The sequence below is a fragment of the Mycobacterium palustre genome (assembly GCF_002101785.1).
Taxonomy (GTDB): Bacteria; Actinomycetota; Actinomycetes; order Mycobacteriales; family Mycobacteriaceae; genus Mycobacterium; species Mycobacterium palustre.
On the sequence record NZ_LQPJ01000059.1, the window covers coordinates 39,521 to 55,130 of the forward strand.

15 protein-coding genes and 2 pseudogenes are annotated in these 15,610 nt (G+C 68.4%); 9 read left to right on the top strand and 8 right to left on the bottom strand.

The features are described from left to right. Positions 1-4: 4 nt before the first annotated feature. Positions 5-152, top strand: a pseudogene (locus tag AWC19_RS28820) (AAA family ATPase); the annotation flags it as partial. 139 nt (positions 153-291) lie between these two features. Here AWC19_RS28820 and AWC19_RS28830 read toward each other — a convergent pair. After that, on the bottom strand, positions 292-741 hold the full coding sequence (locus tag AWC19_RS28830) for a hypothetical protein (protein WP_142280989.1): 450 nt from the start codon (positions 739-741) through the stop codon (positions 292-294). 136 nt (positions 742-877) lie between these two features. Here AWC19_RS28830 and AWC19_RS04755 point away from each other — a divergent pair, with 136 nt between their 5' ends. Continuing rightward, positions 878-2,011 (top strand): glycosyltransferase, encoded by a 1,134-nt coding sequence (locus AWC19_RS04755; protein ID WP_085076938.1) that lies wholly within the window; start codon positions 878-880, stop codon positions 2,009-2,011. Positions 2,012-2,041: 30 nt separating this feature from the next. Here the strand turns inward: AWC19_RS04755 and AWC19_RS04760 are convergent, their stop codons facing one another. Continuing rightward, the gene (locus tag AWC19_RS04760; protein ID WP_085076939.1) at positions 2,042-2,377 is read right to left on the bottom strand and encodes a DUF732 domain-containing protein; all 336 of its coding nucleotides are present in this window, start codon (positions 2,375-2,377) and stop codon (positions 2,042-2,044) included. Between the two features lie 246 nt (positions 2,378-2,623). Here AWC19_RS04760 and AWC19_RS04765 point away from each other — a divergent pair, with 246 nt between their 5' ends. Further along, positions 2,624-3,472, top strand: coding sequence for a sulfurtransferase (locus AWC19_RS04765; protein ID WP_085076940.1), 849 nt, complete (start codon positions 2,624-2,626; stop codon positions 3,470-3,472). Between the two features lie 10 nt (positions 3,473-3,482). Here the strand turns inward: AWC19_RS04765 and AWC19_RS04770 are convergent, their stop codons facing one another. Further along, positions 3,483-4,454: a 5'-methylthioadenosine/S-adenosylhomocysteine nucleosidase family protein gene (locus AWC19_RS04770; RefSeq protein WP_085076941.1), complete on the bottom strand. Its 972-nt coding sequence runs from the start codon at positions 4,452-4,454 to the stop codon at positions 3,483-3,485. A gap of 198 nt (positions 4,455-4,652) precedes the next feature. On the opposite strand from AWC19_RS04770, the gene AWC19_RS04775 reads away from it, so the two are divergent. The 3 genes from AWC19_RS04775 to AWC19_RS04785 all read left to right on the top strand — a co-directional run bounded on the left by AWC19_RS04775 (position 4,653) and on the right by AWC19_RS04785 (position 7,157). Beyond that, positions 4,653-5,381: a hypothetical protein gene (locus AWC19_RS04775; protein ID WP_085076942.1), complete on the top strand. Its 729-nt coding sequence runs from the start codon at positions 4,653-4,655 to the stop codon at positions 5,379-5,381. 99 nt (positions 5,382-5,480) lie between these two features. Further along, a complete protein-coding gene (locus tag AWC19_RS04780) occupies positions 5,481-6,011 on the top strand; it encodes a lipoprotein LpqH (protein WP_085076943.1) in 531 nt (176 codons plus the stop codon). Positions 6,012-6,173: 162 nt separating this feature from the next. Beyond that, on the top strand, positions 6,174-7,157 hold the full coding sequence (locus AWC19_RS04785) for an alpha/beta fold hydrolase (RefSeq protein WP_085076944.1): 984 nt from the start codon (positions 6,174-6,176) through the stop codon (positions 7,155-7,157). A gap of 445 nt (positions 7,158-7,602) precedes the next feature. Here AWC19_RS04785 and AWC19_RS04790 read toward each other — a convergent pair whose 3' ends face one another. Together AWC19_RS04790 and AWC19_RS04795 are read right to left on the bottom strand one after the other, a co-directional pair. After that, positions 7,603-8,799, bottom strand: coding sequence for a cytochrome P450 (locus AWC19_RS04790; RefSeq protein ID WP_085076945.1), 1,197 nt, complete (start codon positions 8,797-8,799; stop codon positions 7,603-7,605). Next, the gene (locus AWC19_RS04795) at positions 8,796-9,788 is read right to left on the bottom strand and encodes an LLM class flavin-dependent oxidoreductase (RefSeq protein WP_085076946.1); all 993 of its coding nucleotides are present in this window, start codon (positions 9,786-9,788) and stop codon (positions 8,796-8,798) included. Before AWC19_RS04795 ends, AWC19_RS04790 begins: the two co-directional genes overlap by 4 nt. 120 nt (positions 9,789-9,908) lie before the next feature. Here AWC19_RS04795 and AWC19_RS04800 point away from each other — a divergent pair, with 120 nt between their 5' ends. Then, positions 9,909-11,117 carry a MalY/PatB family protein gene (locus AWC19_RS04800; protein WP_085076947.1) on the top strand — a complete coding sequence of 403 codons (1,209 nt, stop codon included), beginning with the start codon at positions 9,909-9,911 and terminating at the stop codon, positions 11,115-11,117. Positions 11,118-11,169: 52 nt separating this feature from the next. Here AWC19_RS04800 and AWC19_RS28835 read toward each other — a convergent pair. Next, positions 11,170-11,298: pseudogene (locus AWC19_RS28835) on the bottom strand (DUF2652 domain-containing protein); the annotation flags it as partial. A 170-nt stretch (positions 11,299-11,468) separates the two neighbouring features. On the opposite strand from AWC19_RS28835, the gene AWC19_RS04805 reads away from it, so the two are divergent. Then, on the top strand, positions 11,469-12,374 hold the full coding sequence (locus tag AWC19_RS04805; protein ID WP_085076948.1) for a haloalkane dehalogenase: 906 nt from the start codon (positions 11,469-11,471) through the stop codon (positions 12,372-12,374). Between the two features lie 542 nt (positions 12,375-12,916). On the opposite strand, the gene AWC19_RS04815 is transcribed toward AWC19_RS04805, so the two are convergent. Beyond that, positions 12,917-13,657 (bottom strand): 3'(2'),5'-bisphosphate nucleotidase CysQ, encoded by a 741-nt coding sequence (locus AWC19_RS04815; RefSeq protein ID WP_085076949.1) that lies wholly within the window; start codon positions 13,655-13,657, stop codon positions 12,917-12,919. Between the two features lie 237 nt (positions 13,658-13,894). Between AWC19_RS04815 and AWC19_RS04820 the strand changes: the two genes are divergently transcribed. Further along, positions 13,895-14,395 carry a hypothetical protein gene (locus AWC19_RS04820; RefSeq protein WP_372508577.1) on the top strand — a complete coding sequence of 167 codons (501 nt, stop codon included), beginning with the start codon at positions 13,895-13,897 and terminating at the stop codon, positions 14,393-14,395. A gap of 6 nt (positions 14,396-14,401) precedes the next feature. Here AWC19_RS04820 and AWC19_RS04825 read toward each other — a convergent pair whose 3' ends face one another. Next, positions 14,402-15,577 carry a thiolase family protein gene (locus tag AWC19_RS04825; protein ID WP_085076950.1) on the bottom strand — a complete coding sequence of 392 codons (1,176 nt, stop codon included), beginning with the start codon at positions 15,575-15,577 and terminating at the stop codon, positions 14,402-14,404. Between the last annotated feature and the right edge of the window lie 33 nt (positions 15,578-15,610).

The window sequence follows — 15,610 nt, forward strand, 5'->3', positions numbered from 1 at the left end:
CATCGTGTTACAGACGGTCGCCATCCGCGGGTACCGCTCGCTGCGCGAGGTGATCGTGCCGCTCGGCCGGCTGTCGATCGCCACGGGGGCCGATGGCGCCGGGAAGTCGTCGCTGTACCGCGCGCTGCGGCTGCCGGCCGACTGCGCCCGCGACCCGGAGATCAAGCGGGAGGCGGTGTTCGCCGGCGTCGGGTGGTTTCCTCGGCGCGCAGCTGTCCGGCGACGACCTCGCCGAGCGGATCGGCAAGGCCGAAGGGCCCAAAGCCGGGGATTCGCCCTAACGACTGCCCCTCACCAGCCAATCCGGCTGCGGCACCAGGAATCTAAGAAAACCGGGCACTCCTTGAGGCACAGGTACGTCGGATGCCCCGAACCCTTGACGCAACTGTTGAAATCCTCGTAGGAGGAGTACATCGTAAACGCCAGCGCGGCCAGGATGAGCGCGGGCAGCAGGGTGGCCAGCAGCCCGACCATGATCCCGGCGAGCGCGACGCCTGGCCTGGCGCCGTGGCCGCGCTTGGCTCGCCGGCGCGCGATCACCCCGATCGCCACCGCGCCGCTGCCAAGCAGGCCACCTGCCAGCGCGGCCGCGATCAGGTCCACGTTATCCACGGCGCCCACCTGGAAACCGGCGGCGACGTACGCCGAGCAGAAGACGGCCAGCCCGACGATCGCCAACGCCAGCGACGCGACGCTCAGCCTCGCGGATTGCGGTAAGGGCCCATCCAGGGTCTCGGTCATGGCCTACTCCGAGTCAACCGGCGAAAAATATAACCGGCGTCTAGGGTATCGCCGACCGGCGGAATTCACGGACTGTTCAGGCACGCGTAGGTCCCACATCGATGACTGCACATGCGCGCCGCGTGTTCTCGGCGGTATGCGTGTCGTACAGGTCGCCAATTTCTACGGCCCTCGCTCCGGCGGCCTTCGCACCGCGGTGGACCGGCTGGGCGCGGAATACTGCGCCAACGGCCACGAGGTGTTCCTGATCGTTCCCGGTCGCCATCCCCAACGCACCCGGCTGCCGACCGGCGTGGTGCGAATCATCATGCCCGCCAGGCTGATTCCCTTCACCGGCGGCTACCGCGCGGTGATGCCGGGACCGGTCAAGGCGCTACTGGAGACGCTCAAACCCGACGCTCTGGAGGTCTCCGACCGGCTCACGCTGAGGTCGCTGGGCCCGTGGGGGCGCGAATTCGGCGCCAAAACCGTGATGATTTCCCACGAACGGCTGGATCGCCTTGTGGGCCAAATACTTCCGCGCCGGCCCGCCGAAAAATTAGCGGACATCGCCAACGCCCGCACGGCCGCCAACTACGACACCGTCGTGTGCACCACGGCTTTCGCGCGCGAGGAGTTCGACCGCATCGGCGCGACGAACACGGTCACCGTCCCACTCGGCGTGGACCTGCAGACGTTTCACCCGCGCCGGCACTCGCAGGCGGTGCGGCGGCGCTGGGCCACACCGGAGCAGATCCTTCTGGTCCACTGCGGCCGGCTGTCGGTGGAAAAGCGGGTCGACCGCAGCATCGACGCGCTGGGCGCGTTGTGCCACACCGGTGTCGACGCTCGCCTGGTCGTCGTCGGGGAGGGCCCGCTGCGGGCCCGGCTGGAGCGGCAGGCCGCCCGCCTTCCCATCGACTTCACCGGCTTCATCAACGACCGGCACACCGTCGCGGGCCTGCTCGCCACGGCCGACGTGACGCTGGCGCCGGGCCCGCACGAGACCTTCGGGCTGGCCGCGCTGGAGTCGCTGGCATGCGGAACCCCGGCCGTGGTGTCGCGGACGTCGGCGCTGACCGAGATCGTCACCCCCGACAGCGGCGCCCTGGCCGACAACGACCCTCGCGCCATCGCCCGGGCGGTCGGCACCGTCGTCAGCCGCCCCGAGCAACACCGCCGCAGCTCGGCGAGGCGCCGGGCCGAGGACTTCACCTGGCAACGCGCGGCCGCCGGCATGCTGGCGTCGCTGGGCACCGGGGGCACCGGCGACACTCAGGAAAGCGCCTGATATCTCCGCGGCCGCAACGCCGCTTGCCGGTTAGCTGCCGCTGGGCTTAGTCGGGCTGTGCTTGCCCGGGCAGTATTCCGCGGTGGCCGCGCCGATGAACGTCTCGGCCTGGGCCTCGGTCAGCTTGTGCGATCCCGTCAGCTGGTCGACCTCGTCCTTCTGCGTGTAGCCCGCATCGAGGTCCTGGCACATCACGCGCGCCATGTTCACCACCTGCGGCGTCGATCCCAGGTTGATGCCATGCGACTGTAGGTAACTGCTGAAGTCCGCGTCGTCGGCCCGCGCGACTCCGCCGGGCACGAGCACGGCAGCCAGCAGCGCGCCAAACGCACACCCGCAAATCTTCTTTTTCATTTCGCCCGTCACTTTCGCAGCCTCATCTGTGACCTCGGATCAACACAGAGGTCTGGAGTAACTACATCGGAGACCCCGACGCGTTAAATCCTCCCGTGCGAGTCGCCGGCGGTCAACACCACGCCCGCGCCACCGCCCCCGACTATTAAAGTTCAATCCCCCGTTCACCTTTAGTTCAGGTCGAGTTTAATTTGGGTCGGCCCGCGGCCACCTCGGCGACACGACTACGCTCGCGCGAGACGGCAAGGAGGTGCACCGGTGGACGCGCGCGATCGGGTGCTCATCACGGCCGCCGAACTGGCCGCCGTTGTCGAGGCGGGCGATCCGGTGACAATCCTGGACGTCCGTTGGCGGCTCGACGAACCCGACGGGCGCGCGGCGTACTTGCAAGGCCACCTACCCGGCGCGGTGTACGTCTCGCTCGAGGACGAGCTCAGCGATCACGCGATCGCCGGCCGTGGCCGTCACCCGTTGCCGTCGGGGCGCGCCCTGCAGGCCGCCGCACGCCAATGGGGGCTCCGCGACGGCGATTTGGTCGTCGTGTACGACGACTGGAACCGCGCCGGTTCCGCCCGGGCATGGTGGGTGCTCACCACGGCCGGGATCGACCGGGTGCGCATCCTCGACGGGGGACTGCAGGCGTGGCGATCGTCGGGGCGGGCCCTCGAGACCGGCGCGGTCCGCCGGCAACCCGGGAACGTGACTGTGCCCCAGGACAATCTGTACGCCGGCCGCCGACCCACCTTGACGGCCGAGGAAACCGGCAATGTGACGCTGCTCGATGCCCGCGCGCCGGAACGATTCCGCGGCGACGTGGAGCCTCTCGACCCCGTCGCCGGTCACATTCCCGGCGCGAAGAACCTTCCGAGCGGCGCCGTCCTGGCCCCCGACGGCACTTTCGTCGGCGCGGATGCGCTCACCCGATTGCTGTTCGACCGCGGTATCGGCGGTGCCGAGACCCTCGGCGCCTATTGCGGTTCGGGCGTCACCGCGGCAATCACGATCGCGGCGCTGGCGGCGACCGGCCGGGAGGCCGCCCTTTATCCGGGGTCGTGGTCGGAGTGGTGCTCCGACCCCAGCCGTCCCGTCGCCCGCGGCCCGGAATAGCCGCGCGACGTCAGACCCCGGCCCAGCTATGCAGGAAAGCCGCGGTCACCCGGGCGGCGTTGTCCGCCGCGATCTGCCTGTAGAAGAAGAACTCGAACGGAAAGCCCGGCAGCCGAAGCGGATCCCCGCCACCGTCCGAGACGCCGCGGATGCCCAGGAACGGCGCCCCGTGCGCGTCGGCGACCGCCTGCACCGCCGCTGTCTCGTTGTCCGTCGCGTCGAAGGCGGGGTTGGCCGTCGGCTGGATGTTCAGGTTGCCGATCAGCGCGTTCCGCAACCATGGCCCGGCCGCCTGAAAGAAGTTGCCGGTGTACAGAAGTGATCGATCGGGCGCGCTGCACGGTTGGCAGCCGAAGACGTCGCCGCCGTTGGGGATGCAGGGGAACGCCTGGCCGTTGTTGTTGTCGAAACTGGAGCCGTCACCGCCGACCAGCAGCCGCGGTTGGCGCTTCAGATCGATCAGCCTGATGCGGGGCGCGTTCTTGCACAGACAGATCGGGTTGCCCAGGTAATTCACGCTTTCCAGGTCGACGTTGACGGCCCGGGCGGCGGCCAGCATGCCCGGATCGACCGGCTGAAACGTGGCGCCGTGGTCCAGCGTCCACCGGGCCGGTACAGTCACATCCCCGATGTTGAGCCGCGCCCCTCCCCCGGCGACACCCGAAAATACCACCGCGCCAACGGAAATCGACGAATCGCAGGTGAAGCGGGCGAAGGCGGTCTCGGCGGTCTGGGTTGCGTTGACCAGCCCGATGCCGGTCATCGCGACGATCACCTTCTTGCCGCTGATCGTGCCGAGGTAGAAGTGCCGCCGGTTCGCCCGCACCACCGGGTGGCGGTCGAGCGTCGTGTGGGCCAGCACCGCGTCGGCCTCTGCCGGAAAGGCCGACAGCACCAGCGTGCGCTGTTCGCGGGTGGCCGCGGTCACGTCCGGAGGGTCCGCGGGTTCGGCGGCGGCCACCCCCGGCAAAGCCTTGCGCATTCTCCCCCTGCTGTCGTATCGGTCATGATGCGGAAGACTCGCTGCCTTTCGTGGCGAATGTGATGGTTTTTCGATTTTCGCCGATCGGTGCCGCCGATGGATGTTCGTTATCGTTGTTTTTGTTTGGCGATTTCGTGTCGTTATTCAATCGCTGTGAGAAGGCTCGACGGCGAGTCGCGATGCAGGGGTGAGCACGTAATGCGGGTCAAGGCAGGCGTTTTCAGCCTCACCGGCCAGGCGCCGGCCGACGATGACGGCAGCTACCTGCGCTGGCACCTGCTCGATCACATGCCCGAGCAATACCAATTGCCGGGCATCGTTTACGGGCTGCGCTGGATCGCCGACGGCGACTACCCCGCCCACCGCCTCGCGGCCCACGGGCCGCTGCGAGACGTCGGCAACGCCGTGCACTACCTCGTCGCCGATCCCGTCGAGGAGACCTTCGACGACTTCGTAGCCCTCGGCCGCTCGCTGCGGGAGAACGGCCGCTTCCCCGTCACCCGTCCGTCGCTGCAGGTGTCCGGCCTGCGGCTGCTGCAGTGGCAGGCGTCGCCGCGCGCGCTGATCTCCGCAGAGGTGGTCCCGTTTCGCCCGCACCGCGGGATACTGCTGCTCGTCGAAGAACCCACGGCCGGCCGCCCGGACGAGTGGCTGCAATGGCTGCGCTCCGAGCACTATCCGGCGCTGCTCGGAAAGCCCGGCGCGGCCGGCGCGTGGACCTTTGGCTCCAGCACCGGATGGACTCACCTGCCCCACGGATGGCTGGCCGATCACCAATACATCACCGTCGTGTACCTCGACGACGACCCGTTGACCACGGCCGATTCCCTGGCGCCCCTAATCGAGGAGCGGTGGCGGTCCGCCGCGGTCCGGCCCCTCTTCGCCGGACCGTTACGAACCATGGTCCGTTGGGAGGCGTGGGCATGAATCGCCCGGGCTGCCGTTCGGCGGGTCGCCAGAGGCGCGAGAACCTCCGGAAACGAGCGGGCCCTATAGTCCTGGTGACGGCCTAGCGAAGGAAGTGAGATGACCGATCCGGACTGCCGCCACCGTATGCGGCGGCGACTCGTCCTGGCTGCCGCCGGGCTCGGCGCGGTGCTGGTGGGCGCGGGCCTGTCGGGATGTTCCGGCAAGAGTGGTAAGCCGACTTCCGCCCCCAGCTCGAGCGCGACGCCCCCGAGCACCACCGTGATGGTCGACGGGACCAAGCACACGATGACGACGGCGGTCGAGTGCAACAGCTCGGCCGCGCAGCCGAGCGCGACGCCGGCCGAATCGGGAGACTTGACGACCCGCATCATCGTCCACGACGACGCGGCATCGATATCGCTGGCGTTGTCCGACGAAAAGCCGCCGAGCGTCGACGGCTTCGCGATTTCGCTGAAGACGGATGCCGGTCAATTTCAGCTGCCCTATCAGGCACCCCAGTCCGCGACGCAGGTTCAAGCGACCAAGGACGGCAAGAGCTATACCGTGACCGGCACGGGCCAGGGCGTGTCACCCAACCAAGGTGACGTGCACCAGGTGACGTTCGGGATACACGTGTCCTGCCCCTGAGGGTCGTCTCGGGAATTGGGCTGCGGCAGTGAGCTTTTGCGATAGCGCAGCCGCCAGCGCTCCGGGGAAGCGTCTCAGGCCGAGTCCGGCGGCGTTGCCCTGACTCGCGGGAACCAGGGCGCTCGGCGCAATGGGCGTCTAAGCAGAACGTACGCTGACGGCTTGGACATCTTCGCGGAGTGGCAAAACGGCGGGACCGACATTCGCTGGCGGTCGACCACCGCCGCCAACGACGGCCGCGAACTCGCCGTGTTCACCCGCCGCTGCGGCAGCCCCGGGGCGCCCGCGCTGGTGCTGGTGCACGGCTTTCCGACGTCCAGCATCGACTACTTCGCCCTGGCCGGCGAGTTGGGCTCCGAGTTCGACATCTTCGTGCTGGACTTTCCCGGCTACGGATTGTCCGACAAACCACCGGCGCCGCACGTGTATTCGCTGTACGACGACGCGCGGCTGCTCGTCTACGCGATCACTCAGGTGTGGAGGCTGACCGAATACCGGATGCTCACCCACGATCGCGGCAGCAGCGTCGGGATGATCGCGCTGGAGATGCTGGCGACCCAGGACCCGCCGGCCGTTCCCATCGACCTCATCCTGACGAATGCCAACATCTACCTCCCGCTGTCGAACCTGACCGTGTTCCAGACCGCACTTCTGGACCCCACAACCGGTCGCGACACGGCCGCGGCCACCACACCGGAGATGCTGGCGGCCGGCCTGGGCGCCGCGACCTTCATGCCTCGCCGGACGCCGGAGGACCCGGAGGTCGCCGCGCTGGCGAAGTGCTTCGCCCACAACGACGGGATCCGCGTGCTGCCGGATACGATCCAGTACCTCAACGAGCGCTCCGCCGACGAAACCGGTTGGCTGGAAGCGCTTTCCAAGAGCCCGGTCAACACCACGATGGTGTGGGGCCTGCACGACAACGTCGCACCGCTGCGGGTGCCCAACCATGTCTGGCAGACCTATCTCAAAAGCAAGCCCGGCCGAAACCGGTACTGGGTGGTGCCCGGCGCCGATCACTACCTGCAGTGCGACGCCCCCGCGCAGCTGGCCGAAATCGTGCGCCTGACGTCCCGCGGCGAAGACGTTGCGTTGCAGACCCTCGGGAACCGACCCGACGGCGCGGTGCTGGTGGACCACTCGTAGCCGTCACCGAAAGCCTCCCGTCATATCCCGAACGCCGCGACGACCGGGCTCATCAGGCGTGGCGTGCCGATCCGCTGCCGGACGGCGGCAGCGACACCCAGGAGCCGCGCCGCCTCATCGGGACTGTCGACAGCGCCATCAAGCGCAGAGCCTCCTCGGCCTTGTCCAGACTGTCGGTTCCTAGGGCCCACGCGTGGAGGACCGCCCTATCCGCGAGCGCCCGCGCCCGTACATCGCGCGCCACGTGGTGGGCGCCGTCGTCGGCGATCTGTCCTTACCCGAAATCGACGGCGCGCCAACATTGTCGACCCGATTGCTCAACGGGTACGTCGACCAGCTTCGAGCAATTCATCAGGGCGGCATGGCTTGTCGACTCGCCAACCCAACTGCTGCGCCCAGCGATGGTGCTGCGCGCCGCTCGAGCACGACGGCCCCCGTGGGCCACTTAGCCGGTGATGACCGGCAGCTTCGACCAGCCGCGCACGCTGGACGTGTGCGCCCTGGTGGCGTTGGCGTAGTCGACTTCCCAATCCGGCCAGCGCTTGATGACCTCCTCGAGCGCGACGCGCGCCTGCATGCGCGCCAGGGCCGACCCCAAGCAGAAGTGCAGCCCGTGGCCGAAGCTCAGGTGGCCTGCTCCGCGGTGGATGTCGAATTTGTCACCGTCGGGGTACTTGCGCTCGTCGCGGTTGGCTGATCCGTTGAGCAGCAACATGATCGAACCCTCCGGGACCGTGGTCCCGTAACATTCGACGTCTCGGGCGACGTAGCGTGCCTGCACCGGCGAGGGTGCCTCGTAGCGCAGCACCTCCTCAATGGCCATCGGAATCAGCGACGGATCGGCCACAATTTCCCGGCGCTGGTCGGGATGTTCGGCCAGCAGTTGGCCGATGAAGCCGATCAGGCGCGTCGTGGTCTCGTTGCCCGCGCCGGCGATCATGCTGGTGTAGAGCAGCACCTCCGACCTGGTCAGGCGCCGCGTCCCCGCTTCGTCGTGGACCTCGGCGTTGAGCAGCTGCGTCATCAGGTCGTCGGAGGGGTGGTCCACTCGCCAGTCGATGTAGTCGGCGAACATTTGATGGCTGTGCTCGAGGAAGTCTTGCGGGACGGCCCGGAAGGTGCCCTCCTTCAACGTGAGCTGGCTGCCGCCCTTGTCGCGGATCGACTCCTGGTCGTCTTCGGGGATGCCCAGGAGATACCCGATCGTGCGCATCGGGACCATCGCGCCCAGGTTCTCGATGAAGTCGAACCGTCCCGTCCCGATCAGCGGATCGAGGGCCCGCACGCAGAACGCCCGGGTCAGCGGCTCGATCGCCTCCATTCGCCGCGGAGTGAAAACCTTTGACAGCACATGGCGGTGCACGTCGTGGATGGGGGGATCCTCGAACAGGATGACACCGGGCGGGAGCTCGATGTCGCTCATGATGATGTCCATGGTGGTTCCGCGGCCCGACCGGTAGGTGTCGAAGTTCATCAGCTCGCGAGACACGTCGTCGTAGCGACTCAGCGCGTAGAAGTTGTACCTGTCGTTGTAATACAGTGGGGCCTCGTCGCGCAGTCGCTTCCAGATCGGGTACGGATCGTCGTCGATCGCGAAATCGAACGGGTCGTAGTAGATTTCGGCCGTGCTCGCTCCGGTCATAATGGTGTCTTCCTCTCCGCCAGGGCCTCGGGCAACACGACGTCGCCCACGCGCCTGAGATAGGGCCAGGCGACCTCGGGGGGAACGCCACCGCACAGCGGCGCCAGGTTCAGCATCTGACCCGCTTGGACCCGCGAAATCGCTTCCGGGACCGAAAGAATCACGTGCGAGGCCGCCGCCGCCCGCAGCTCGTCCACGGTTTCCACGTGGGAGAAACCCGCCGACGTCTCGTTGCCGGGATTCCACGCGGCGTAGGTTCGCGCGTCGTGCAGCATGTGCTTGCCCAGCTCCGACCACGCCCGGTCGACGTCCTCGGCGACGAAGACGACCGACGGGTGGTCACGGTCGGGAAGCAGGACGGGCCCCGGCTGGTGGCCGTGCTCGCGGCAAGCGGCCTCGTAGGCCTCCCGCATGCCCGGGACATTGGCGTTGGCAAGCAGGCCCAGGCCGTACCCGCCGGCGCGCCGGGCGGCCGCCACGGTGCCGCCGCCCCAGGTGATCATCGGGCCGCCCGCCGTCCTTGGCGGCGGAGTCACGGTGACTCGCCGCCCGTCCACCACCACCGATTCCCCGGCGAGTAGCCGGCGCAGCAGCGGAAGCTTCTCGTCGGCGAGCCGGCCACGATCCGTGAGCGCCAAGCCGAAGTGGTCGAACTCTTCGGGCCGATATCCCAGGGCCATGATGTAGGACGCCCGGCCGCCGCTGATGATGTCGAGGACCGCCATGTCCTCGGCGAGCCGCACGGGTTCGTAGAACGGAAGGATCAGGATCAGGCTCAGCGCCAGGCGCTGCGTGCGGCCGGCCACGGCCGACGCCAACAGAAATGGGGAGGGCAGGTAGCCGTCCTCGGACCCGTGGTGCTCACAGAAGACCGCGGCGACGCCGCCGTGGTCCTCGGCCCATGCGCACATCTCGGGCACCGCGCCGTACAGCGCATCTCGTGGCGCTCCCCAGGAGGGGGCGCGCATGTCGAAGCGCAAGGTGAACAACCCGACTCCAAGCCGACCTAATATTTGTATCGCGTACGCTACGTGCCCGCCGAGAGCTGCGTCAACGTTGGGGTGATTCCCAGGCATGCGTTCGGTTGCTCTGCCCTACAATCTTGCCGGGTGACGCCCAATCCCCTCGAGGAACTCACGCTGGACCGACTGCGGCAACGCACCAGCATGAAGTGGCGCGCGCACACCGGCGACGTGTTGCCGCTGTGGGTCGCCGAGATGGACGTCAACCTGGCGCCGACGGTGGCCGAAGCCCTGCGCAAGGCCATCGACGACGGCGACACCGGCTATCCGTGCGGCACAGCGCTTGCCGAAGCGGTCAGCGAATTCGCTTCTCGGCGTTGGCAATGGCACGACCTGGACGTCGGCCGCACCGCCGTCGTCCCCGACGTCATGCTCGGCGTGGTCGAGATGCTCCGGCTCGTCACCGATCGCGGTGACGCCGTCGTCGTCAATCCACCCGTCTACGCCCCGTTCTATGCGTTCGTGTCGCACGACGGGCGCCGTATCGTCGAGGCCCCACTCGATGCGCGAGGCCGAATTGACTTGGGCGCCTTGGCGGAGGCGTTCGAGCGTGCCCGCGCGTCCCGGGGCAAAGCCGCGTATTTGTTGTGCAATCCCCATAACCCGACGGGGTCGGTCCATACCGCCGACGAGTTGCGCGGGGTGGCCGAGCTTGCGCGCCGGTTCGAAGTCCGGGTGGTCTCCGACGAGATCCACGCGCCCATCGTGCTGTCCGGGGCCCGGTTTGTCCCGTATCTCACGGTCCCCGGCGGGGAGGATGCCCTGGCCGTGACGTCGGCGTCGAAGGCCTGGAACCTCTCCGGGCTGAAGGCGGCCCTGGCCATCGCCGGTCCCGAGGCGGCCGCCGACCTGCGCCGGCTGCCCGAGGAGGTCAGCCACGGCCCCAGCCACCTGGGCGTCATCGCGCACGCGGAGGCGTTCCGCAGCGGCACCGACTGGCTCGACACGCTGCTGCGGGGGCTCGACGAAAACCGAACGCTGCTCGGTGATCTGGTCGCCCGGCACCTTCCCGGCGTGACCTACCGACCGCCTCAGGGCACGTACCTAGCGTGGCTGGATTGTCGACGGCTGGGTTTCGACGAGGACACTTCCACCGACCGGCTCGCGGTGGTGGCCGACCTGTCCGGCCCGGCCCGCTGGTTCCTCGACCACGCCCGCGTGGCGCTGAGCTCCGGACACGTCTTCGGGACCGGCGGGGCCGGCCACGTGCGGCTGAACTTTGCGACCTCGCAGGAGATCCTCAGCGAGGCGATCGGGCGGATGGGCCGGGCCCTGGCCGACCGGCAAGCGAATTAGACGCGAAAACAGCGCTTTCCGGTCAGGCGGGAATGTCGCTGCCGCGGTCCAGGGCCCAGAAGAACGCGGCATCGCCCTCCAATTTGGCCAGCTTCATTCCTTTGCCAGCGTCGATCACCGTTTCCAGCAGCCCGGCGACCGTCTGCCGCGCGCGGGCCAAGTGCCTCTTGTTCCAGCGCATGTAATGCGCGTATCCGCCGACGTCGGCGATAAGCAGAACCGCGCGACTGATGGGCGTGATGTGGGCAGTCTAGTAGTTTGCCGGCTCAAGTCGGCACGAATCTGCCCCTAGACGAAGTTGCCACTCCGCGAGAGGCTTGCAGGGGTGCCCACCCATCCGAGGAGCCGAATATGGATGTGCTGCGAACCCCAGACTCCCGATTCGAAAACCTGGAGGGCTATCCGTTCGTAGCGAATTACCTTGACGTCGCGGCAAGCGACACCCCGCCGCTGCGCATGCACTTTCTCGACGAGGGTCCGTTTGATGGGCCGCCGATCGTGCTGCTGCACGGCGAGCCGACGTGGAGCTACCTGTACCGCACCATGATTCCGGCGCTCGCCGATGCCGGGAACCGGGTGCTGGCGCCCGACCTGATCGGCTTCGGCCGCTCGGACAAGCCCAGCCGGATCGAGGATTACACCTACCTGCGACACGTCGAGTGGGTCACGTCGTGGTTCGAGCGCCTCAACCTGAGGGATGTCACCCTGTTCGCGCAGGACTGGGGCTCGCTCATCGGCCTGCGCATCGCCGCCGAGCAGGGCGACCGCATCGCGCGGCTGGTGGTGGCCAACGGTTTCCTGCCGACGGCCCAGCGGCCGACGCCTCCCGCCTTCCTGATCTGGCGGGCGTTCGCGCGCTACTCCCCCGTGCTCCCCTGCGGACGCATCGTCGCCGTCGGCACCGTCCGCCGAATCTCGCCGAAGGTGCGCGCCGGCTACGACGCGCCCTACCCGAACAAGACCTATCAGGCCGGCGCCCGCGCGTTCCCGTTGCTGGTGCCGACCTCGCCGGCCGATCCCGCGGTCCCGGCCAACAGGGCCGCGTGGCAGGCCCTGGGCCGCTGGGAGAAGCCGTTCCTCGCGATCTTCGGCGCCCGCGACCCGATCCTCGGGCAGGCGGACCGTCCCCTGATCAAACACATCCCGGGCGCGGCCGGCCAGCCCCACGCCCGCATCAACGCCAGCCACTTCATCCAGGAAGACGCCGGACCCGAACTGGCCGAACGCATTCTGACGTGGCAGCAGGCCGTGCGCTAATTCTTCGCCGGCCGTCGGCCAGCCGCACGACGCCGCGCGGCTTGGTGGTCAACCGGCCGCAGTGCAACGATCCGCCAATGGACATGATGACGATGGGCCTCATGGGTTCGGTCGTGGGTGCGTCGGCCATGGGCATAGCGGGGATCGCGCGGTCGGCCGCCGACAACTTGCTCCCGGGGATGACTCACAGCAGCAACAACAACAGGCATCAGATGAAGACGCATTTGCACGCCCAACGCTGTGAGGCGATCCAAAACCGGCGCGGCTGCTTGGCGGGGGCGCGGGATGCCTACCGGCAGTGGGCCTGCGGGCCACGAAACGACGATCCGCCCAACGTTGTCGGCGACGAGTGGTTCGAGGGCCTGCGGCGGTACCTGCCAACCATCGGGGAAGCGGCGAAGTTCCACACGGCCCACGAAGTTCATTGCGACAACCAGACTTTGACGTTGCTCTCGCTCAAGATCGGACGCATCGAAAGGGAATGCACCGAGGAGGCCAAGGGCCGCCGGCGCCGTAAGCCGGGGGGCCTGACCGCAATAAGATCAGCCGGTGGCCGCCAGCACCGCCGCGGCCAGTTCGGGGCGGCACACCACGAGGTCCGGCAGCTTGGGGTCCGGTTGGTTGTAGGCCAGGGCGGAACCGTCGATGCGCGAGGTGTGCAACCCGGCGGCTCGCGCCACCGCGACCGGGGCGGCCGAATCCCATTCGAACTGCCCGCCCGCGTGCACGTACACATCCGACGACCCCTGCACGATCGACGCCACTTTGGCTCCCGCAGAACCCATTTCGACAAGAACGCCGCCGAGCGCGTCGCGGACCGTCAGCGCGAGTGCCGGCGGGCGGGTGCGGGACACGACGATGCGCGGCCGCTCCGGGGCGGCTGGGGGCGCGGCGACGTACGGGGTCGCCAGGGTGATTCCCTGAGCCGGCAGCGCCACCGCGCCGGCGACGAGCTCACCGGCCCGCCACAGCGCGACGTGTACCGCCCAGTCGTCGCGCCCCAGCTCGGAAAACTCGCGCGTGCCGTCGAGCGGATCGACGATCCAGACCCGCTCCGAGCGCAACCGCACCGGGTCGTCGGCCCCCTCCTCCGACAGCACCGCGTCACCGGGCCGCTCGCTGGCCAAGGCGTCCATCAGAAAATCGTGGGATCGCTTGTCGCCCGCCGCTTTCCGCTCGCCGGCGTCGGCGTCGGCGAATTCCTCCCGCACGCCGAGCAGCAACCGTCCCGCCTCGGTGGCCAGGCGCGCGGCCAGGGCGTGGTCGTTCGTCGAAGCTTCCACAGACGATCACAATCCTCGATATGTTGGTAGCGTTGACCAACTTTAACCCGCGACGGCCGGCGGGGCCGGGTCGCCCCCGACGTGACATTTCGCCCGCGGGCTGGGAATCTGTAGAAAGTGAGCCTCAACGTTCCTTTGGCCAGCCGGTTGCGGCGCATTCCGCGGGGGCGCCTGACCGTGCTCGTCGTCGTCCTGGTCGTGGTTCTCGTCGGAGCGATCGGCTTCGCTGCGGTGAAGCTGATCCAAGGCGACCAAGGCTCGGCGCCGCCGACCGCCATCCAGCCGCCCCCGCCGCCGGAGACCTACGCCATCCCCGGCTGCTACAACCCGTCGGTCCCGCCGGTCGAGCGGCCCAAGAAGCTCAACATCTTGGGATGCGCCAGCGTCGCCGTTGCGCTGCAAGACATGTCGTGGACCTCGTGGGGGCCGCAGGGGGCCGACGGGACCGGCACCGCCGTGTTCAAGATCTGCGATCCCAACTGCGCGGCCGGATACCAACTCAGCGACCCGGTCGTCGTGCACGCCTGGAACCCCCAGCCGCCGCGGCCCGACGCCATCTGCCAGTCGGGCCTGAAGATCTTTGCCGACATCATCCTGGCCTTCCCCAGGGCCGTTCCGCCGCCCACGGCGCAAAAGATGAACAGCCAGTACCACGGGCTGCCCGCCGTGCACTACGTCAACTACTCGGGCGCCAACCCCCGTGACGCCCAATTCATCGGCTACACGTTCTGCAACTGAGGGTGCTCAGACTTCGATGACGACGGCGCCGCCCTGGCCACCGCCCGCGCACATCGCCGCGACGCCGATCCCGCCGCCGCGCCGGGCCAGCTCGTAGGTCAGCGTGGTGACCATGCGCGCGCCCGAGGCCGCGATGGGGTGGCCCAGGCTGCAGCCGCTGCCGGAGAAGTTCACCTTCTCCTCATCGATGCCGTACTCCCGGCACGCCGCGATGGGCACGGAGGCGAACGCCTCGTTGATCTCCCACAGCGCCACGTCGCCGACCGAAAGTCCCGCGCGCTGCAGCACCTTGCCGATCACCTTGACGGCGCCCAGCCCGGTGTCCCTCGGCGCCACACCGACCGCGGCCCACGCCTTGACGGTTCCCATCACGTTGAGCTTTTCGGCGGCGGCGTAGTCGCGGTCCACGAGCGCGACGGCCGCCGCGGCGTCGTTGGTGCCGCTGCTGTTGCCCGCCGTGATCGAGAATCCCTCGATCTCGGGGTGCAGCACCTTGAGCCCGGCGAGCTTCTCGACGGTGGTGTCGCGCCGGGGGTGCTCGTCGACGGCGAACTCGGTCACCGAACCGTCGGGCTGGGTGATCTTGAGCGGAACGATTTCGTCGACGAACTTGCCCGCGTCGATCGCCCCGATGGCGCGCTGATGCGACCGGGCCGCCCATGCGTCCATCTCCTCGCGGGTGATGCCGACGGCCTGCGCGGTGTTCCAGCCCACGGTGATCGACATATCCTTCGTGGGGGCGTCCGGCGCCTCGACGTGCGTGGGTGGCATCCACCGCTCCTCGAACTTCAGTTCGGGGCCGGGAATGCGCTGGTTCATCAGCGGCGTCATCGACAGCGACTGCACGCCGCCGGCGATGAGCACCCGCTCCATCCCGGAGCCGATCTGGGCCGCGGCGTTGCCGATGGCGGTCAGGCTGCCGGCGCAGTGCCGGTTCACCGACTGGCCGGGAATGTCCTCCATACCCGTGGCGGCGGCCGCGTATCGCGCCAAATCCCCGCCCCCGTAATGTGATTCGGCGAAGATGATGTCGTCGATGGCGGACGGGTCGACGCCGGACCGGCGCACCACCTCGGGAAGCACGGTGGTGATCAGCACCTCGGGCGGCGTGTTGACCAGCGTGCCCTTGAAGGAGCGGCCGATAGCCGTCCGGGCGGCTCCGACGATCACGGGTGTTGGCATGTTCTACCTCAGAAGTTGTGTGGGCGGTGCGAC